At 69.5% G+C, this 17,486-nt stretch carries 12 protein-coding genes; 1 reads left to right on the top strand and 11 read right to left on the bottom strand.

Annotated features, from left to right (window positions below; genetic code table 11):
* Nucleotides 1–22: 22 nt before the first annotated feature.
* From HTZ77_RS19510 to HTZ77_RS19495, 4 genes are all read right to left on the bottom strand, one after another.
* Nucleotides 23–490: a SixA phosphatase family protein gene (locus HTZ77_RS19510; RefSeq protein ID WP_328808659.1), complete on the bottom strand. Its 468-nt coding sequence runs from the start codon at nt 488–490 to the stop codon at nt 23–25.
* Between the two features lie 537 nt (nt 491–1,027).
* Nucleotides 1,028–3,310 (bottom strand): sodium-translocating pyrophosphatase, encoded by a 2,283-nt coding sequence (locus tag HTZ77_RS19505; RefSeq protein ID WP_175591043.1) that lies wholly within the window; start codon nt 3,308–3,310, stop codon nt 1,028–1,030.
* 2,203 nt (nt 3,311–5,513) lie between these two features.
* Entirely contained in the window at nt 5,514–5,945 is a 432-nt protein-coding gene (locus HTZ77_RS19500; protein ID WP_175591042.1) for an ATP-binding protein, read from the bottom strand.
* 2 nt (nt 5,946–5,947) lie between these two features.
* On the bottom strand, nt 5,948–6,298 hold the full coding sequence (locus tag HTZ77_RS19495; RefSeq protein ID WP_101786510.1) for an STAS domain-containing protein: 351 nt from the start codon (nt 6,296–6,298) through the stop codon (nt 5,948–5,950).
* 357 nt (nt 6,299–6,655) lie between these two features.
* Between HTZ77_RS19495 and HTZ77_RS46340 the strand changes: the two genes are divergently transcribed.
* Complete coding sequence (locus HTZ77_RS46340; RefSeq protein WP_175591321.1) at nt 6,656–9,427, top strand: DEAD/DEAH box helicase; 2,772 nt, start codon at nt 6,656–6,658, stop codon at nt 9,425–9,427.
* A 147-nt stretch (nt 9,428–9,574) separates the two neighbouring features.
* Here HTZ77_RS46340 and HTZ77_RS48745 read toward each other — a convergent pair whose 3' ends face one another.
* From HTZ77_RS48745 to ssd, 7 genes are all read right to left on the bottom strand, one after another.
* Nucleotides 9,575–10,045, bottom strand: a complete 471-nt coding sequence (locus HTZ77_RS48745) for an Rv3654c family TadE-like protein (protein ID WP_407940526.1) — start codon at nt 10,043–10,045, stop codon at nt 9,575–9,577.
* A 620-nt stretch (nt 10,046–10,665) separates the two neighbouring features.
* Nucleotides 10,666–10,986, bottom strand: coding sequence for a TadE family type IV pilus minor pilin (locus HTZ77_RS46335; protein WP_328808658.1), 321 nt, complete (start codon nt 10,984–10,986; stop codon nt 10,666–10,668).
* A 56-nt stretch (nt 10,987–11,042) separates the two neighbouring features.
* Entirely contained in the window at nt 11,043–11,273 is a 231-nt protein-coding gene (locus tag HTZ77_RS46330) for a DUF4244 domain-containing protein (protein ID WP_235994875.1), read from the bottom strand.
* Nucleotides 11,274–12,225: 952 nt separating this feature from the next.
* Nucleotides 12,226–13,104, bottom strand: coding sequence for a type II secretion system F family protein (locus tag HTZ77_RS46325; RefSeq protein ID WP_235994874.1), 879 nt, complete (start codon nt 13,102–13,104; stop codon nt 12,226–12,228).
* A gap of 397 nt (nt 13,105–13,501) precedes the next feature.
* On the bottom strand, nt 13,502–14,218 hold the full coding sequence (locus tag HTZ77_RS19470) for a type II secretion system F family protein (RefSeq protein ID WP_175591040.1): 717 nt from the start codon (nt 14,216–14,218) through the stop codon (nt 13,502–13,504).
* A 483-nt stretch (nt 14,219–14,701) separates the two neighbouring features.
* Nucleotides 14,702–15,856, bottom strand: coding sequence for a TadA family conjugal transfer-associated ATPase (locus HTZ77_RS19465; RefSeq protein ID WP_175591039.1), 1,155 nt, complete (start codon nt 15,854–15,856; stop codon nt 14,702–14,704).
* Between the two features lie 193 nt (nt 15,857–16,049).
* Nucleotides 16,050–17,090, bottom strand: coding sequence for a septum site-determining protein Ssd (ssd, locus tag HTZ77_RS19460; RefSeq protein ID WP_175591038.1), 1,041 nt, complete (start codon nt 17,088–17,090; stop codon nt 16,050–16,052).
* Nucleotides 17,091–17,486 lie beyond the last annotated feature (396 nt).

Here is a 17,486-nt window from a genome sequence, read left to right as displayed (position 1 = left end):
CCCGCATGCGTGTCGCCCTTGGTCAGTGTTCCTTGGGATCCCAGCGCGTGACCAGGTGTCCCTCCCCTGGGGACAGGTCTACCCAGGACGATTGCGTCCGGATCACCGCGAACGACCCCGGCCGGAATCCGTACTCGCCGCCCGCCAGACCGAGCGCCAGCTCGTGGACCCCAGGGTTGTGCCCGCACAGGACGAGCGTGCCGACCTCGGGGTCGGTGCGCCTGACCAGCTCCAGCAGCTCGTCCGGGTACGCCTCGTAGATGTCGCGCTCGTAGCTCACCTCGACGTCCGGGAAGGCCAGCTCGGCGGTGCGCCTCGTGCGTACGGCCGGTGAGCACAGGACGAGGTCGGGCACCAGCCCCATGGCACGCACCCCGTCACCGGCGCGCCCGGCGTCACGCTCGCCCCGCTCGGTCAGAGGCCGCTCACGATCGCTCAACCCGGGCACGTGCGCGGCCTTGGCGTGGCGGAGCACGATCAGCGTCGGCACCTCCTCACACCCCCCTCGACGCCCACATGGCCAGCGCCACGATCGCCGCCAGAATGATCAGCATCGCGAGCAGGATGAAGGCCAGCGTCTTTCCACCGGTCGGCCGCTTGTCGTTCATCCGCACAGTTTCCCATCGAGGGGGTCAGGTGTCCCGTACGGGACCGATCACCTGCCCCTGAGACACCCCGCACACGACCTCCCGGCCTGGCCCCCCTTCTCGCAGTACCCCCGCACCCCGCACCCCGCACCCCGCACCGAAAGGGCGAAGCACCAAACCCGACGTCCCGAAGCCCTGAAACCCTGAAACAGCCGCCCTTCTGCGTGAGACGCCCACCCCAGAAGGCGCTCACCCCAGAAACGCCCCAGCCTCCCCCGGGCCCGAAACGCGAAAGCGCCCGCCCTCCCCGGCATCACCGGGAAGGACGGGCGCCTCAGACGACGCGACCCGCCAGGACCAAGAGGCCAGCCCTAGGAGGCCAGCACCACGAGAGCGAGCCCCAGAAGGCCAACCCCAGAAGGCAGGACGCGACCTGCGCTCTAGGACGCGACCGGGGTCTGCTCCCGCTTGTGGTTGTTGGCCGGCTCGCTGGTCGCCGAGCGGCGCTTGGAGACCACGATGGCCCCGACCACCACCGCCAGCGCTAGCACCGTGACCCCGACCCGCAGGGCGGTGTTGCTCGCGTACATCACGACGGCCGGCGCCACCAGCAGGGCGACGAGGTTCATCACCTTGATCAGCGGGTTGATGGCCGGACCGGCGGTGTCCTTGAACGGGTCGCCCACCGTGTCGCCGATGACCGTCGCGGCGTGGGCCTCGGAGCCCTTGCCGCCGTGGTGACCGTCCTCGACCAGCTTCTTGGCGTTGTCCCAGGCGCCACCGGAGTTGGCCAGGAACACCGCCATCAGCGTGCCGCAGGCGATCGCGCCGGCCAGGAACGCGCCCAGCGGGGCGTACCCGAAGGCGAAGCCGACCGCGATCGGCGTCATGACCGCCAGCAGACCGGGCGTGGCCAGCTCGCGCAGCGAGTCACGGGTGCAGATGTCGACGACCCGCCCGTACTCGGGCTTCTCGGAGCCGTCCATGATGCCCGGCTTGTTGCGGAACTGGTCGCGCACCTCGAACACCACCCGCATGGCGGCCCGCCCGACCGCCATGATCGCCAGGCCGGAGAAGAGGAACACCACTGCCGCGCCGACGATCAGGCCGACCAGCACGTTCGGCTGGTCGATGCTGAGGCTGAACGACGACGTCTGCGCGAGTTGCGACTCCACCGCCGTGCGGAACGCGCCGAACAGCGCGGTCGCCGCGAGCACGGCCGTGGCGATCGCGATGCCCTTGGTGATGGCCTTGGTGGTGTTGCCGACGGCGTCGAGGCTGGTCAGCACCCGGGCGCCCTCGCCCTCGACGTCGCCGGACATCTCGGCGATGCCCTGGGCGTTGTCGGAGACCGGGCCGAAGGTGTCCATGGACACGATGACGCCGACCGTGGTGAGCAGACCGGTGCCGGCCAGCGCCACCGCGAACAGCGCGATCGTCACGTTCCCGAAGCCCAGCAGGAACGCGCCGTAGACCGCGCCCGCGATGATCAGCGCGGAGTAGACCGCCGACTCCAGGCCGACGCTGATGCCGGCGAGGATGACGGTGGCGGGGCCGGTGGCCGAGCTCTCGCCGATCTCACGGACCGGGCGGCGGTTGGTCTCGGTGAAGTAGCCGGTCAGCAGCTGGATGGCGCTGGCCAGGACCAGGCCGATGAGCACGGCGCCGATGGCGATCAGCCGCGGGTCGGCGTCGGACTTGACGGCCGAGCCGCTCAGACCGCTGAAGCTGTCCGGCAGGTACCAGAACGCGGCGGCCGCGACGAGCACCGCGGAGATGGCGGCGGAGATGAAGAAGCTGCGGTTGATGGCGGACATGCCGCTGCGGTCGCGGTCGCGCATGCCGGTCACGAAGATGCCGATGATGGCGGTGACCACGCCGATCATCGGGACGATGAGCGGGAAGATCAGACCCTGCTCACCGAACGCGACCTTGCCCAGGATCAGGCTGGCCACCAGCATGACCGCGTACGACTCGAACAGGTCGGCGGCCATGCCGGCGCAGTCGCCGACGTTGTCGCCCACGTTGTCGGCGATGGTCGCGGCGTTGCGCGGGTCGTCCTCGGGGATGCCCTGCTCGACCTTGCCGACCAGGTCGGCGCCGACGTCGGCGGCCTTGGTGAAGATGCCGCCGCCGACACGCATGAACATCGCGAGCAGCGCCGCGCCGAAGCCGAAGCCTTCGAGCACGCCCGGCGCGTCGCCCTGGTACAGGAACACGACGACCGCCGCGCCCAGCAGGCCGAGGCCGACGGTGAACATGCCGGCGACGCCACCGGTGCGGAAGGCGATGCGCATGGCGCGCTTCTCGCCGGTGTCGCGGGCCGCGGCGGCGACGCGCACGTTGCCGCGCACCGCCAGCCACATGCCCATGAACCCGGTCAGCGCGGAGAACACCGCGCCGACCACGAAGAAGATGGAGCGGCCGATGCGCACATCGGTCTCGCCCGGTAGCAGGAGCAGCAGGAAGGGGATCACGACGACGAAGATCGCCAACGTGCGGAACTGCCGCGTCAGGTAGGCGGCGGCGCCTTCCTGCACGGCCCGGGCGATGTTCTGCATGCGCTCGGTGCCCTGGTCGGCGCGCAGCACTTCACGCACCAGGCCGCCGGCGACGGCAAGGGCGATCAGTGCGACCGCGGCGACCACGATCACGATGGTGAGATTGTTACCGTTCAGGGCCAGATTGGACGCTGGCTCAGCGGCCAGCACGTGCCTAAACATCGGGTTCTCCTCGGCAAGACCGGTCGTCCTGCCCGGGCGGTGCTGCGAACATCGGCTGGCGGGTGCGGCACCATCCGGGTTGTGGGTGCCGCTTCCGGTTGAGTCCGCAGTTCCGCCGGATCACCTTGGCCGGTGCCGGGAGTCTACGCAGCGTCTGCCAGGATATGAAGGCTCTGCAGCCGGTTAATTGTGCGCGCGTCCAGTAAACCGCTGACAGGGGGGCGATTTGGGAACTGACAAGGCAAATTTCCGCCAGTTTACGGCCCTGACAACAAGCGATAACGACACGCCCGAAAGACCCCCCAGCCCCAGGGGCACCCTTACCACCGATCCCGCACTTCCCTCAGGCTGCTGAGCACCGCCCTGGTTTTCCACCGTCGTTCGTCGGGACACCGTCCCTACGGATCCTGCTCGGGGGCGCGTCACCTCTCCAAGCTTCCCGGGGGGCACGTCACCCTCAGGACTCAGTCCCGCGTCGCGCCATCCCACAGAGCCTTCTCTGGCGCGCACGTCACCCCTCAAAGCGCCTCCGGAGGCGGGGCAGCCCTCGGAACCTCAGTCCGCTCCCTGAATCCACATCCCGGCTCTCCGCCCTGAGCACCATGGGCTCTCCGAACTCCGGCCCCCGAGTTCTCCCCCTCATCGACGTCACGTGGTTTGCGCTCAGGCCCGGAAGTGTTGTGCACAGTCAGGGGACTGCATGTGCATCCAGAGCTACGGGTGCTGTCGGCCGGAAGTTCAACTCCACCCGAAAGATCAACATCAACTTAGCGGCTGACATAAACCCGGCCAAGCGGTCAGCATTTTCTCAATGATCAAACTCGACCGGAAGATCAAAGTCGCCCTTGGCGACCGAATCCTGAAAGGCGATCAATCCCCGGAGGCGTTCCACGCCCTGGCAGGAAGCCCGCCCCCGAGCAACGATTCAACGCCTTGGAAGGAAGCCCGCCTCCCAAGCGACGATCCACGCCTCCGGAGGAAGCCCACCACCCGAGCGACGATCCACACCTCCAGAGGAAGCCCACCCCCCGAGCGACGATCCACACCTCCAGAGGAAACCCGCCCCCAAGAGGCGATCCACACCTTGAGAGTCCAACCGGCGCAGGGAATCCGACCGTGCAAGAGGAGTCCTGAGGCGACAGATCGGCCACCGGAGGTATCCCCATCTCAGCTGGCGAGCCTCACCCGGCCGACAATGCCCCCCGATTCACGTGCTCCGGCTGCACTCGACCACGCATCGACCCACCTGTATCGACCCACGCATCAGGTGCAGGCATCGACGCAGTGTCAGATGCACGTATCGACCCACCTGTCGGGGGCACGCCTCGGGCTGATCACGCCTCGGGCTGAACCAGAGCGTGCGCCTCCTCCTCCCGCCAAGCGGAGGCCATGGGTCCGGTGCGCACGTCACGGCGCTCAGCTTGCGCCGCTGGAGGAGCGTGCCCCTGGACAGCGCCCAGCCCCGGTCGGCGGATGGGGCCCACCGTGCTGAGCCGTACAAGCTGGATCGACCACGAGAGGCGAAACGGCCGCACGCGCCCGCCGAGCCCCCAGCAAGCCAGCCCAGCCGAGCCCGCGCACCAACATCCACTCATCGAATGACTGACTGCGGCTCCTGATGCCGGCCAGCGCGCAAGTGCCCGCTACACCCCCGCACGGCCCCGCCCACACCTGAACACGCCAGGCTCATGCACGCCTATGCGGCCGCCACATCGCCTGTGGAACGCAGCCAGCAAGGGCGACGACTTAGCCGATGCACGCCCACTGAACCCACTTCTAGGAACCCACTCCCGGGGAAGCCACCACAGGCGCGCACGCCAAACGATGCGTGGGGGCACAGACACCGAAGCACCTTCTACGCTCCGGAACCCCGAGAAACCGGGCAGCCCAAGCCGCCATCCACACCCGAGAAACCGTGAAACCCAAGCCGTCCGCGCCCCGAAGGCCGAACCTCCCCACGGCCGCCAACAACCACGACCGCCATCAACCACGACCGGGGATCCCGCCGACAGCGGATCGCCCCTCACATCGGCCCTACCGCCACGCCGGCCCTGTCGACCGCCGGACCTGCGGGCGCTGCGAAGAGGCGGCCACGTGGGCACCGTACGAGGAGCGCCGGCACCCACGCGAAACACCAACCATCACATAACCACGTGAAGCCCACGCAACCACATGAAGCACCAGAAAAGGGATCTACGGGGATCTACACGGGAAGGCGGCCGTTGGGGGCGGCAGGCCAGCTCATGCGGATGCGCATGCCCTTGGGACTGGGGAATACCTCGACATCGTCGGCCAGGCCCGCGATGACCGCGATGCCGAAACCCGTCGCGAACGGGTCCGAGAGCATCCCCAGATCCAGGGGCTGCTCCGGCTTGATCTCGTCGCTGGGGGCCTGGTCGCTTACCGTTACCTCGAAACGTCCGGAGTCGTCACGCAGCTCGATGCGGATGGGCTCGCCCGGGCAGTGGGCACGATGGGCCTCCACCGCCCGAGAGCACGCTTCACCCACGGCGAGCCTGACCTCGTCCAGCAGTGACTCCTCCACGCCCGTGCGCCGGGCGATCGCCGTGGCCACCAGCCGGGCGGTCCGCACATGCGCGGGGAGGGCACTGAACGTGAGCTCGACAGTGGCCATGACTACTTGTCTTTGCCGTGAGCTTCCTTGGCTTCGTCGACGGAAGCGTAGATCCCGAAGACCTTCGTCAGACCGGTGATCCGGAAGATCTTGAGGATACGCTCCTGCGTGCAGACCAGCTCCAACGAGCCGTCGTGCGCCCGAACCCGCTTGAGCCCCCCGACCAGCACGCCCAGGCCGGTCGAGTCCAGGAAGTCAACCTTCTCCATGTTGACGAGAAGGTGGAAGTTGCCCTTGTTCACCAGATCGATGAGGAGCTCACGCAATCTCGGCGCGGTGTAGACATCGATCTCACCCTCAACCTCGACGATGGTGAGTCCGTCTTCGGTGCGGTGATCCAACTTCAGATCCACAGATCCTCCAGCGCCTCGCCTGCGAAAGTACCCTTATGAGCCTGGTCGTCCGGAGCATAGCCCCTGGCCGACCGACCCTGACGCGCGGCATTCAACCATGCGTCTCGCTTGTGTCTACACGAAATCACGATTCCCGACGACTTTGCCCACGGATGCAGACTGGAAACAGTGACTTCCACCGCTTCCTCCCCACACCGACCAGGTCCACTCCTGCGGCACCTGCTCGGCGTTCCCGCACGTCACGAGCGTGTCACCCATGTGGAGCATGTTCCAGCACGTCAAGCCGGTCAAGCGAGATGGCCGAACTGGGCGCCGGAACTCCTGGTTACGCGCTTGGCGAACCGCGGCATCCCCGGCATGTGGCCTCATCAGTACGAAGCCGCCGACCTGGCCTATCGTGGCCGAAACGTGATCATTTCCACGGGCACGGCCTCGGGCAAGTCGCTGGCGTACCTGACTCCGGCGGTGGCCTCCTGTCTCGACGGCGGCACCGTTCTCTATCTGACGCCGACCAAGGCGCTGGCCGCCGACCAGTTCCGCGGGCTGCGCGAGCTGCGCATCGCGCAGGTGCGGGCGGCGACGTTCGACGGTGACACACCGTTCGAGGAACGGACGTGGGTGCGCCAGCACGCCAACTACGTCCTGACGAACCCCGACATGCTGCATCGCAGCATCCTTCCCCGGCACTCGCAGTGGTCGTCGTTCTTCCGCCGGCTACGCCTCGTGGTGGTGGACGAGTGCCACGGCTACCGAGGGGTGTTCGGCTCGCACGTGGCGCAGATCCTGCGCCGCCTGCGCCGGGTCTGTGCCCGGTACGGCTCTCGTCCGGTGTTCATGCTGGCCTCGGCGACGGCCAGCGAGCCGGGGGCGTTCGCGCGGCGGCTGACGGGGTTGGAGATGGACGAGGTGACCGTGGACGCCTCCCCCAAGGGCGCGACCACGTTCGCTCTGTGGGAGCCGCCTTTGACGGAGTTGCGCGGCGAGGGCGGCGCCCCGGTGCGCCGCACGGCGACGGCCGAGGCCGCCGACCTGCTGGCGGACCTGGTGCTGGCCGACGTGCGCACGCTGGCCTTCGTCCGCTCGCGCCGCGGCGCCGAGACGGTCGCCTTGTCGGCTCGCGCCAAGCTCGCCGACGTCGCTTTCTCCCTCGGTCGTCACGGCCTTCGCGCCTCCGGCTCCCACGGCCACCTCGAGGCAGCCGCCCCACCACAACTCCCTGACCACCATGACCTCCTTGATCCCCACTTCCACCTGAACGAACTGCCGGGCCAACGATCACCAGAGGATGACTTCACCCCCCTCTCGTCCACGATCGATTCGTCGGCGGACCGCACCGAAGGCGGCCCGACCACGGCCCACTCGCCGGCAGCCGCCTCGTGGACGTTGCCCGGCGCGTCGGCCGGTACGTCGCCCGACGCATCGGCCAACGCATCGGCTGGTGCGTCGGCCGACGCGTCCACTGGCCCGTCCCCCAGCCCGTTGTCCAGCACGCCCCTCGACGCCTCCGCTGGCGCGTCATCCAGCACGCCGATCGACGCCACCGCTGACGCGTCATCCAGCACGCCGATCGACGCCACCGCTGACGCGTCAACCGACGCGTTCACTGGCCCGTCGCCCGGCCCGTCGCCCAGCACGTCCGCCGACGCCTCCGCTGGCGCGTCATCCAGCACGTCCGGCGGCCCGTCGTCCAGCACGCCCGTCGATGCGTCCGCCGGCCCGTCGCCCAGCACGTCCGCCGGCGCGTCGTCCAACGCTTCTGCTGACGCGCCGCCTGGGGGCCACTCCGGCGTGGCGGATCTGCCTGCCAGAGTCGCCGCCTACCGGGCCGGCTACCTCGCCGAAGACCGTCGGGAGCTGGAGAGGGCGCTTCGCTCCGGCTCTCTCATGGGCCTGGCCACGACGAACGCCCTTGAGCTGGGCGTCGACGTCTCTGGATTGGACGCCGTGCTGATCGCCGGCTGGCCCGGCACCCGGGCCTCTCTCTGGCAGCAGGCTGGTCGGGCGGGTCGCGACGGTCAGGACGCGCTGGCCGTCCTCATCGCTCGGGACGACCCGCTGGACACTTACCTGGTTCACCACCCGGAGGCGCTGTTCGGCCGACCTGTCGAGGCCATCGTGCTCGACCCGGACAACCCGTACGTCCTCGGTCCGCATCTCTGCGCGGCGGCCGCGGAGATCCCGCTGACCGAGGACGATCTGGCCACCTTCGGCCCCACGGCCCCGGGCCTCCTCGACGACCTGGCGGCCCAGGGCCTGCTGCGGCGGCGTCCCGCAGGCTGGTTCTGGACCCGGCGGGACAGGGCCACCGACCTCGCCGACATCAGGGGCGCTGGCGGCGCTCCGATCCAGGTGGTCGAGGTGTCCACCGGCCGGCTCCTGGGCAGCGTGGACGAACCGTCGGCGCACACGACGGTCCACACGGGCGCTGTGTATCTGCACCAAGGCGAGACCTTTCTGGTCGAGCAACTCGATCTGGAAGCCGGGGTCGCTCTGGTCAGCAGCAGCGAGCCGGACTATGCGACGTTCGCCCGGGATGTCACTGACATCTCCGTGCTGTCCTCCGTTCGCTCGCAAGCCCTGGGACGGGGCGAGCTGCACTTCGGCGAGGTCGAGGTGACCCGCCAGGTCGTCTCGTACCTCAAACGACGTCTCCAGTCGGGCGAGATGCTCGGCGACGAGCCCCTCGACCTCCCGCCGCGCACTCTCCGCACCCGGGCCGTCTGGTGGACGCTTCCCGCCTCGGTACTGGTGCCGCTCGCCGAGGACGGCATCGACCTCGGCGGCGCAGCCCACGCCGCCGAGCACGCCTCCATCGGCCTGCTGCCGCTCTTCGCCACCTGCGACCGCTGGGACATCGGCGGCGTCTCCACCGAGTTGCACGCGGACACGGGTCTGCTCACGGTGTTCGTGTACGACGGGCACGAGGGGGGTGCGGGCTTCGCCGAGCGCGGGTTCGCCCGCGCGGCCGACTGGTTGACGGCGACGCGCGAGGCCATCGCCTCCTGCGAGTGCGAACGTGGTTGCCCCTCGTGCATCCAGTCCCCCAAGTGCGGCAACGGCAACGAACCCTTGGACAAGCGCGGCGCCATCCGCCTTCTGAACACCCTGCTGGGCGCTGATGTGGATTGAGTGCAGCGCAGGCTGCTGTGTTGTCCACGAATTGATCATTGATGTGGCGTGTGATCTGCGTGGTCTCACTCATGCCGACAGAGGGGGTCTGTGGGCGCTCTTCACACGGTGTTGGGCATGCGTGATCAGTGGCCGGGCTTCGTCCAATTAGAGGTTGCTCGACGTTGCTTGATGCCTGGATTCATGGCGTTGCGGTGATGCAGGCCGATCGAGCGCGCTTGGCGATTCCGCTTGATCGACAGCTTGTCCTTCACGGCCTGGGCCGGCGCGTGAGCGGCCCGTCAACGATCGGGGCCCCACGAATGGCAGTCGAGCCGTTAGGGATGTCCAGACATCAGCGATCTCATCGTTCATCTGACACTTGATGAGAGTCGCGCCGTTCTCCGCAGCCACGATGGCCGCCCTCCGGCACGCCTCGTCCGGGTCCGCTATCGCCAGCTTGGCCGCGGCCAGTGCGCTGAGATCCGCGGCGGTGTTCACCCGATGGCGGGCCACTCGCGCGGCCGCCACGGCAGCGAACGCCATGGCGACCGACATCAGGATCCCCATGAGTGCGACACCCCACAACGTCGCGGAGCCTCGGTCGCGTCCGCCGACTTCTCGATTCAGGGGAAACACTTCAGGCCTTTCTCCATGTATCAGCACCTCGCCTGTATCAGCACTTCGCCTCAGGTGTCCTGTACGCGTCGGCGCCTCTTGGGCTATATGCACCGGTTTTAGTCAGCTTCGTCGGTGCCGCGCCGCTTGTCTTACACACGAAGGCATCACACCTCTTGTTGTCTTCATGCGCAGGCACGCTTCTCGTCGCCGGCGGACCGGCCACGCGGCACGGTGCAGGGCAGTCCTGCCGGTCGGGCGGCCCCGGCGCGCCGTCTCCCATGCGTAGGCATCACGTCTCTACGCCTCATGCGTCGGCAGCGCTCTTCCTGAATCTTGTCCGTGGATCACTGCGTCTCTCGGAATTGAGGCTCAGCACTTCGTGGTCACTCACTGCTGCGACATGTCGGGGCAGCGGCGGCTGTTCTCCTGCCGCTTCTCGGCAAGGAGGCGCTTGTTGTTTTCGGTGCGGCGTCGGGGCCGTGGAGCCCGGCGACTCGATGGTCGTTGGCGAGTTGGCCACCGGTTGTCTCCTGGTTCCACACTTGTGCACGGAGTCCTGCGGGCGTCGTCTGGCTCCGCGCCTGTCTGCGGCGGTCGGGGGCGAGTCGCCGCCCACCGTTGCGCCGGAATCGTCCTCTTCAGTTTTCGGTCGCTGCGGAAGCGGTGGCCGATACCTGTACTGGCGGGAGAGCCGTACCCCAAGCCGGTCGTACGTCCACTGCCACCCTCACCTGCGTACGCTCCGGACCTCGGAGCACGTCCACGCGGGCATCGGGTCGGGTCGCCGAGCGGACCACCTCGCGTACTTGGTCCACGGGCTCCCCTCGGGCGGCTGCCCGCGCTCCCACGCGAGCCGCGTCCACGCACTCGAGATGTGTTCCCACGGCCTGGATCGCCCACAGCGCTGCGGCCAGCACGATCATCAGAGCGGGTAGGACGGCCGCCGTCTCGGCGGTCACCGACCCCCTGGACTTCGATCGCGTGAATCGTCGGGCCGCAGGCGATCGGGGCAGGGTCACGTGCCCGTCTTGAGGGCGCGGTCGATGAGCGCCGAGAGCATCTGCTGCACCTCCGGGCTGCTGACCACCTTGAACAGCAGCGCCGCGAAGGCACAGGCGGCGATGGTGCCGACGGCGTACTCGGCTGTGGACATGCCTCGATCACCGTTGGCCACTGCGTAGTGGGCCCACTCGGCGAGCCGGCGCCTGGCACGGCGGCGCCAGGCGTCGCCCTGAGAGGCAGCCATGGGCTCCTCGGGGGCCGGGGGGAAGGTCTCTCGCGGGGTGATGGGGTCGCACATCATGCCTCCAGGCGGCTCGGTGCCGGGGTGGGCCCGGCGTTGCGGTCAAAGCGTCGCGGGAACTGGTGTGGGGGCGATCCGCCGAATGGCGTTCTGTGGGTAAGGAGCAGCGATGGGAGCTTGGCTGTGGATATCTGTGGGCGAACGATCCGGGAGGGCGGCGATGGAAGCTCCACCGGAGCGCGGGACGGAGCGGGACGGGGATGACGGCGAGGGTTGGTTACTTGCGGATATTGAGGTGCCGGGGTCCGAGTTGTGTCGAGTGAAGGGCTCGCGGGATGGCGGTTCCTGGCGCATTTTTGCGGCGATGGGGATGGGAAGATTCCGGGACCTAAGAGCAGTCGCGGATCCGCGCGCCGCAGGCCGGAGACGCGCGGGCCGCAGGCCGGAGAGTTGTGGAAAGTGAAGCCGCGGGATGGAGCGCTTGAGGGACGGCGTCTCGGCCTACGCTTGCGCGTTCCGGACATGCCTGGCGAGACAGAACTCCTGCCACACTGCCGCGAAGTGCGGCCACGGGTGCGGTGATCGTCTGGGGCCGGGGTTTCCGGCTGCTGGCCCGGCCTCGTCTGCTTGGGCGAGGATTCGTTTCGGTCCACCGCCGACCGCCCAGGTGGCCGCCGCCAGCGTGGTGACCAGAGCCGTCGGCACGCCCGCCCAGGCCAGCCCGTACGGTCCACTCTGCGAGGTGTGATCACAGAGCCTCGGCCCCACCGTCAGGTAGACCGACCAGATCAGCGGCGGTCCCGCCGTGCCCGTGATGACGCCGGATGCCGCGTTGGCGTCCCGGCGGGCCGTCCTCACTGCCACGACGGCGGTCAGCGGGAGATGGCGGCATCCTCAGATGACCGACGGCAGCGGGGGAACCCGCGCAGGTCAGCCGCGACGGCCGGTGCCTGGGTCAGGGGAGGACGATTGTGGACGCCAGGCCGGCCACGACGGGGATGATGCCGAGGAGGACGAACGCCGGGAGGAAGCACAGGCCGAGGGGCGCCACCGCTTTGACGCCGACGCTTCGGGCGGCGGCGACAGAGGTCGTCCGGGCGGTCTCGCGAGCGTCGTCCGCCACGCGCATGAGGACTTCCGCGACCGGGGCGCCGCTCGCGGCGGCGCGGGTCATGGCTCGGGCCAGTTGCCCCGTGGAGGGGTCCCGGGCCAGGTGGGCCCAGGTCGGTTCCGGGTCGGCGCCGAGCCGGAGCTGGGTGCTCACCCAGGAGAGGCGTTGACCGAGCGGGCCTGCGACCGCGTTGGCGGCGATCTCGGTGGCCGCGCCGACGGGTCGGCCCGCGACGAGGCAGGCGGCCATCAGGTCTGCGGCGAACGGCAGATCGGCGGTGATCTGCTCCTGGGCACGGCGCATCGCAGGGTCTGGTCGGCGGTGCAATGCGACACCGACTACAGAGAGGGCCAGCAGGCCGGCTACGGCTCCTGGGATGCCGCCGATCACGAGGGTGGTCATGACGCCCGCGGTCACACTGACGATCACGGTACGGCGGTCCGGCCGTCGTGACGTGGCTCTGGACGTCGCCGCTGACCAATCGGGGAGACGGCGCGGATCTTCGAGGGCGCGCGGGTTGTCTTCTTGGTGCGGGTTGCCTTTCTGGAGTGCTTCGTCCGCCATGTGGGGGGTTGCGAGTGCTTGCTGTGGCGACGGTTCATTGGCTTCGAGAGTGGTTTCTGGCCGGGGAAGCAGGTGGGCCAGCCGCTCGGCCGGGGTCGCCGGGGAGATGTACAGCCACACGGCCAGGCCGGTGCACAGAGCGGACAGCAGGGGCAGCATTGGGAGGTCCGATTCGGTCGGAGCGGTTGTTGAGTCGGCGGGCGTGGATGCCTGGGCTGCGTGGATCTCTGGTGACTGACGGTCGGCTCGCCACGTGGGGCCGTAGGTTGCCATTGCCGAGTCGTCTCTTTGGCACCACCTTGGTGGTCATGTTGCTGCTTCGGGGCTCGACTGCGACTGGTCTGCCCTCCGGGTTCTCAGCGCAGTCGGACTCATAGTCCGCAGGGCGTGATGAGGCCCAATGAGGCGATCTGTGTACGCGGTGGGCGGCACCGGCGGTCTCAGCGGGTTGACGTGGGGCTCAGTTATGTAGGCGGGTGTGTATTCGCCGGGGCTGCGCTCATCGATGTTGGTGAGTGAGGGACGTCGTCCCGTCCACTGGTACGGACCGGCCTGGTCAGGACGCTTGGGCTCGTACCGCCATGCGGTGCGTCCACCACAGGCCACAGGCGTCCAGGGCGATGCCGACCGCGAGGCAGGCCAGCCCTGGGAGGCTGCCGAACAGGAAGTCCAGCGGATGCATGTTCAGCGCCGCGGCCATGACGATGCCGAGGACCGGCAGAGCGGCGAGCATTCGGGCCGTGGTGCGGGGGCCGGCGAGTTGGGCGGCGACGTCCTGCCTGTGAGTCTGGGCCGTGCGTAACGTGCTTCCGACCCGGTCCACCAAGGCCGCCAGACCGGCTCCGGCCGTCACGCTGACCTCCCAGCACGCGGCCAGGCGGCGCAGTCCCTCGCCTCCCTGAGCCGGCGCCACCGACGCGAGGGCGCTCGCCACGTCCCCGCCGTCCCGGGCCGCCGCGACGACGGGCCGCAGAGCGTCCGGGTCGGGGAAGTCGACGGCTTCCAGGGCTCTGGTCAGGGCCTCGCCGGGGGTACGGCCTGCTGTGAGCTCGGCGGTCAGGGACTGGCACAGCTCGATCGTGGCTCTGCGCCAGGTGTCGGCTCGCCTGGCCGGGCTCGGGCGCGTCGCCAGCCGTCGTACGGAGTGCCACAGGAACGGACGCCCGAGTGTGGTCGGCGAGATCATGCGACGTAGCCGGGTCTCGGCGGCCTCGGGGCCGGTCCACAGCCAGACGGCGATGGTTGCGCACATCGCGGCCGTGAGCGCCGTCATCGGGGTTCTTCTCTCCTTCCTGCTGTTGAGGGGGCGTGTCTGCCTGTTGGGGGCGTGCCAACCCTTTGAGGGAGTGCGCCTGTCCGTTGAGGGGGTGTCTGCCTGTTGAAGGGGCGTCTGCCCGTTGAGGGGGTGAGGGTGGCGTCCATCGGTGACTGTGCAGTGGTTCGCGGCTTCTTTGCTGTCGTGGTTGCACAGATGTGCCCGACGGGACGAAGTGGGTGGTTCGCGGTCGGGTTGGTCTCGCCGGACTGTCCAGCGTGTCGGCCTGTCGGAGTGTCGGCGTGGTTGCTTCATGGTCAGGTCGGCTTCGCCAGGCTCCTCGGTGTGTTCATCCAGCGCGTTGCGGGGCCGCACCCTGGTTGTGCCGGTGTGGGTGGCGTGACGGCATCTCTGCTGCCCTCGACCTGATCAGGCGGACGGCATCATGTTCGGTCATGAGGCGACTGACCTTGCGTGCCCGCCATGTCAGAGCTGGGACGTTCACGGCGGTGTTCTTGTCGTCAAGGCGTCGTAGCCGGGGCCGAAGTGGGAGCGGCCGTGTGCGTCGAAGCTCAGGGCCGGGACAGCTTCCACGAAGCCTGTGGGTGTGCGGGACAGAAGGCAGATCTCCGCCACCCGGCGGCGGCCGTCCGCGCGTCCGCGTGCCAGGTGCACCACCACGTCGAGGGCCGCGGCGAGCTGGCTGTGGACGGCCTCTCTGGTCAGCCCGGCGGCGCAGCCGAGCGCCTCCAGCCGTGGCGGCACGTCCGCCGCCGCGTTGGCGTGAAGTGTGCCGCAGCCGCCCTCGTGGCCGGTGTTGAGGGCCGCGAGCAGGTCCACCATCTCCGCGCCCCGTACCTCGCCCACCACAACCCTGTCCGGGCGCATGCGCAGCGCCTGCCGTACGAGATCGCGGAGTTCCACCCCTCCCGCTCCCTCCAGGTTGGCGGGACGGGACTCCAGACGTACGACATGCGGGTGCAGAGGGCGCAACTCGGCCGAGTCCTCCACGAGGAGCAGGCGCTCGCGGGGGTCGGCCAGCGACAGCAGGGCCGACAGCAGGGTGGTCTTGCCCGTGCCGGTGCCGCCCGTCACCAGGAACGCGAGCCTTCCCGACACCATCGACGTGAGCACGGGGACGGCCGCGGGTGGCACGGTGCCCGCCTCGACGAGGCTCGCCAGCGTGAACGTGCGCTTGGGCGGTAGACGCAGCGACAGGCAGGTGCCGCCGGGAGCCACCGGAGGCAGGACGGCGTGCAGGCGGACGCCACCGGCGAGCCGAGCGTCCACATAGGGGGAGGCGTCGTCGAGCCGTCTGCCCGCCGCGGCGGCCAGGCGTTGGGCCAGCCGGCGCACGGCCCCGTCGTCCGTGAAGGTGACCGAGGTACGGCGCAGCCCATGGCCGGTGTCGACCCATACCTCCCTCGGGCCGTTGACGAGGACATCCGTGACGTCCGGCTCGGCCAGCAGAGGCTCCAGCGGGCCGGCACCGATGAGGTCGGCGCAGAGCGCCCGGGCCACCGCCAGGATCTCGGCGTCGCCGTACACGGACTTCTCGGCCCGGAGCGCCACGGCGACCTGGGCGGCGCTGGGCTCGACGCCTGCCCTCGCCAGGCGCACCCGCACGGCTTCGACGAGGTCGGGGGAAACGGTCATGTCTTCGCGGGTTCCTTTCGGACTTCTGGTCAGGTTTTCTGAGCTGCCGGCCCTACTGAGGCTGCGGCTCTGTTCAGTTCTGAGGCGTGCGTCTCTGGGGCGCGCCTTTGCGCCACCGTGGTCATGTGGCGTGACGGGCGGCGTTCGCTGGGCCGGCACGTTGGTTGGTCGCCCGTTGTGGAGCGTGGGCTGGTCACGCGGGGAGAAGGTCGTTGAGGAGGGCGGCGCACGCGGTGCCCAAGGGCGTGCGCGGGCCGAGCTTCGGGAGCTCGCCGTGGTTGAGGGTGGCGGTCAGGCGGGGCTGGTCGGGAAGGCGGCCGGCCACGGGGATGTGGAGCGAGGCGGTGATGACCTCCTCCTCCAGGACGCCTGGGCGGATCACGGCGCGGACGTCGGCCGCGTGGCGGGTCGTTTCCTCAAGCACCCGGGCGGCGGCGAGCACGCCCCGGACGTCGGCCGTGACCACCAGGAGGGTGGTGCTCGCCCTGGCCAGGGCCTCGGCGGCGGCCGGGTCGATGTGGCGGGGCAGATCCACGACGACGAGGTCGAAGCCTCGGTGGCCGGCTTCGAGGACGGAGCGCATCGCCTGGGCCGGGATGCGCCGGACCTCGTCGCGGGGGAACGAGAGCACGCTGAGCTCTCCGAACGCCGGTAGCGCCGCCTGAAGGGCCGTCGAGCTCACCCGGCCCTCCCGGGCCACGAGGTCGGTCCAGCGGGCCCCTCGTGTCTCCTCGTGACCGAGCAGGGCGTCTATGCCGCCACCCAGAGGGTCGGCGTCGACCAGGAGTGTGCGCAGGCGTTCCCGGGAAGCCCTGAGTGCCAGGCAGGAGGACAGGACACTCGCCCCCGCGCCTCCCCTGCCGCCGATCACGCACAGGACCCTTCCGGCGCGCGGCTCCGGCTCCATCGCGTCGGCGAGCTCTTCCACCAGGCGGCGTTCACCCGCGGGCAGGGCCACGACCGCCTGGGCGCCCACTGCCACACACTTGCGCCACTTGTCCGGGTCGTCAGGTTCTTGGACGACCAGCAGCACGCGGTCTCTGGCAGGCGGGGAGGCGGCGGCCACCGCGTCGGCCAGGTCGTCTCCCACGAGCACCAGCGGAGCGGGGTTCCAGAGGGGGCGGGCGTGGGCGGGGGCATGGGCGACGTCCAGTTGCGCGCCTGCTGCGGCGGCTATGCGGACGAGGTCGTCGAGGAGGTCGCGGTCCTCGGTGATGACCAGTGGGCGGTGCATCGGGGCCTCCCTTGGGTCGGGAGGTCCACCTTGGTGGGGAGGGGGGATGGGGGGTGGGGGCGAACGTGGTTCTGTGGACGGCGGTGAGGGGACGGGACGAGGTTGTGGATGACTACTTCGGTACTCGCAGCCGTCGTCAGGCAGCCGTCTTGGAGTAGGCGTCCGCCACGCGTTCCGGGGTGGACGGGCGCGTGCCGTACTGGCCGCTCGCATGCCGTACTGGCCGAAGGCGGAAATGGCGCGGCCGCGGGTGGACGTGCCTGTCCCCAGGGGACCGCGCTGGCCGAAGGGGGCGTCCTGGCAGAGGTCAGCGTAGGTGGGACCGGGATGTTCCGGGCGACGGCCTGCGTGCCGGGGGACGCGCGGCGCTGCTACGGCGTCGTGCCGGGACGGATG

The organism is Nonomuraea montanisoli (genome assembly GCF_013363975.1).
Lineage (GTDB): Bacteria > Actinomycetota > Actinomycetes > Streptosporangiales > Streptosporangiaceae > Nonomuraea > Nonomuraea montanisoli.
The sequence above is the reverse complement of the archived record's forward strand: the minus strand, read 5'-3'. Positions and strand labels throughout refer to the sequence as shown.

What these genes read in the sequence shown, in the direction of transcription:
- HTZ77_RS19500 (WP_175591042.1), bottom strand. Translation starts at nt 5,945, where the DNA reads ATGGCCACTGTCGAGCTCACGTTCAGTGCCCTCCCCGCGCATGTGCGG.
- HTZ77_RS19470 (WP_175591040.1), bottom strand. Translation starts at nt 14,218, where the DNA reads ATGACGGCGCTCACGGCCGCGATGTGCGCAACCATCGCCGTCTGGCTG.
- HTZ77_RS46340 (WP_175591321.1), top strand. Translation starts at nt 6,656, where the DNA reads ATGTGGCCTCATCAGTACGAAGCCGCCGACCTGGCCTATCGTGGCCGA.
- ssd (WP_175591038.1), bottom strand. Translation starts at nt 17,090, where the DNA reads ATGCACCGCCCACTGGTCATCACCGAGGACCGCGACCTCCTCGACGAC.
- HTZ77_RS46325 (WP_235994874.1), bottom strand. Translation starts at nt 13,104, where the DNA reads ATGCTGCCCCTGCTGTCCGCTCTGTGCACCGGCCTGGCCGTGTGGCTG.
- HTZ77_RS46330 (WP_235994875.1), bottom strand. Translation starts at nt 11,273, where the DNA reads ATGGCTGCCTCTCAGGGCGACGCCTGGCGCCGCCGTGCCAGGCGCCGG.
- HTZ77_RS19505 (WP_175591043.1), bottom strand. Translation starts at nt 3,310, where the DNA reads ATGTTTAGGCACGTGCTGGCCGCTGAGCCAGCGTCCAATCTGGCCCTG.
- HTZ77_RS19465 (WP_175591039.1), bottom strand. Translation starts at nt 15,856, where the DNA reads ATGACCGTTTCCCCCGACCTCGTCGAAGCCGTGCGGGTGCGCCTGGCG.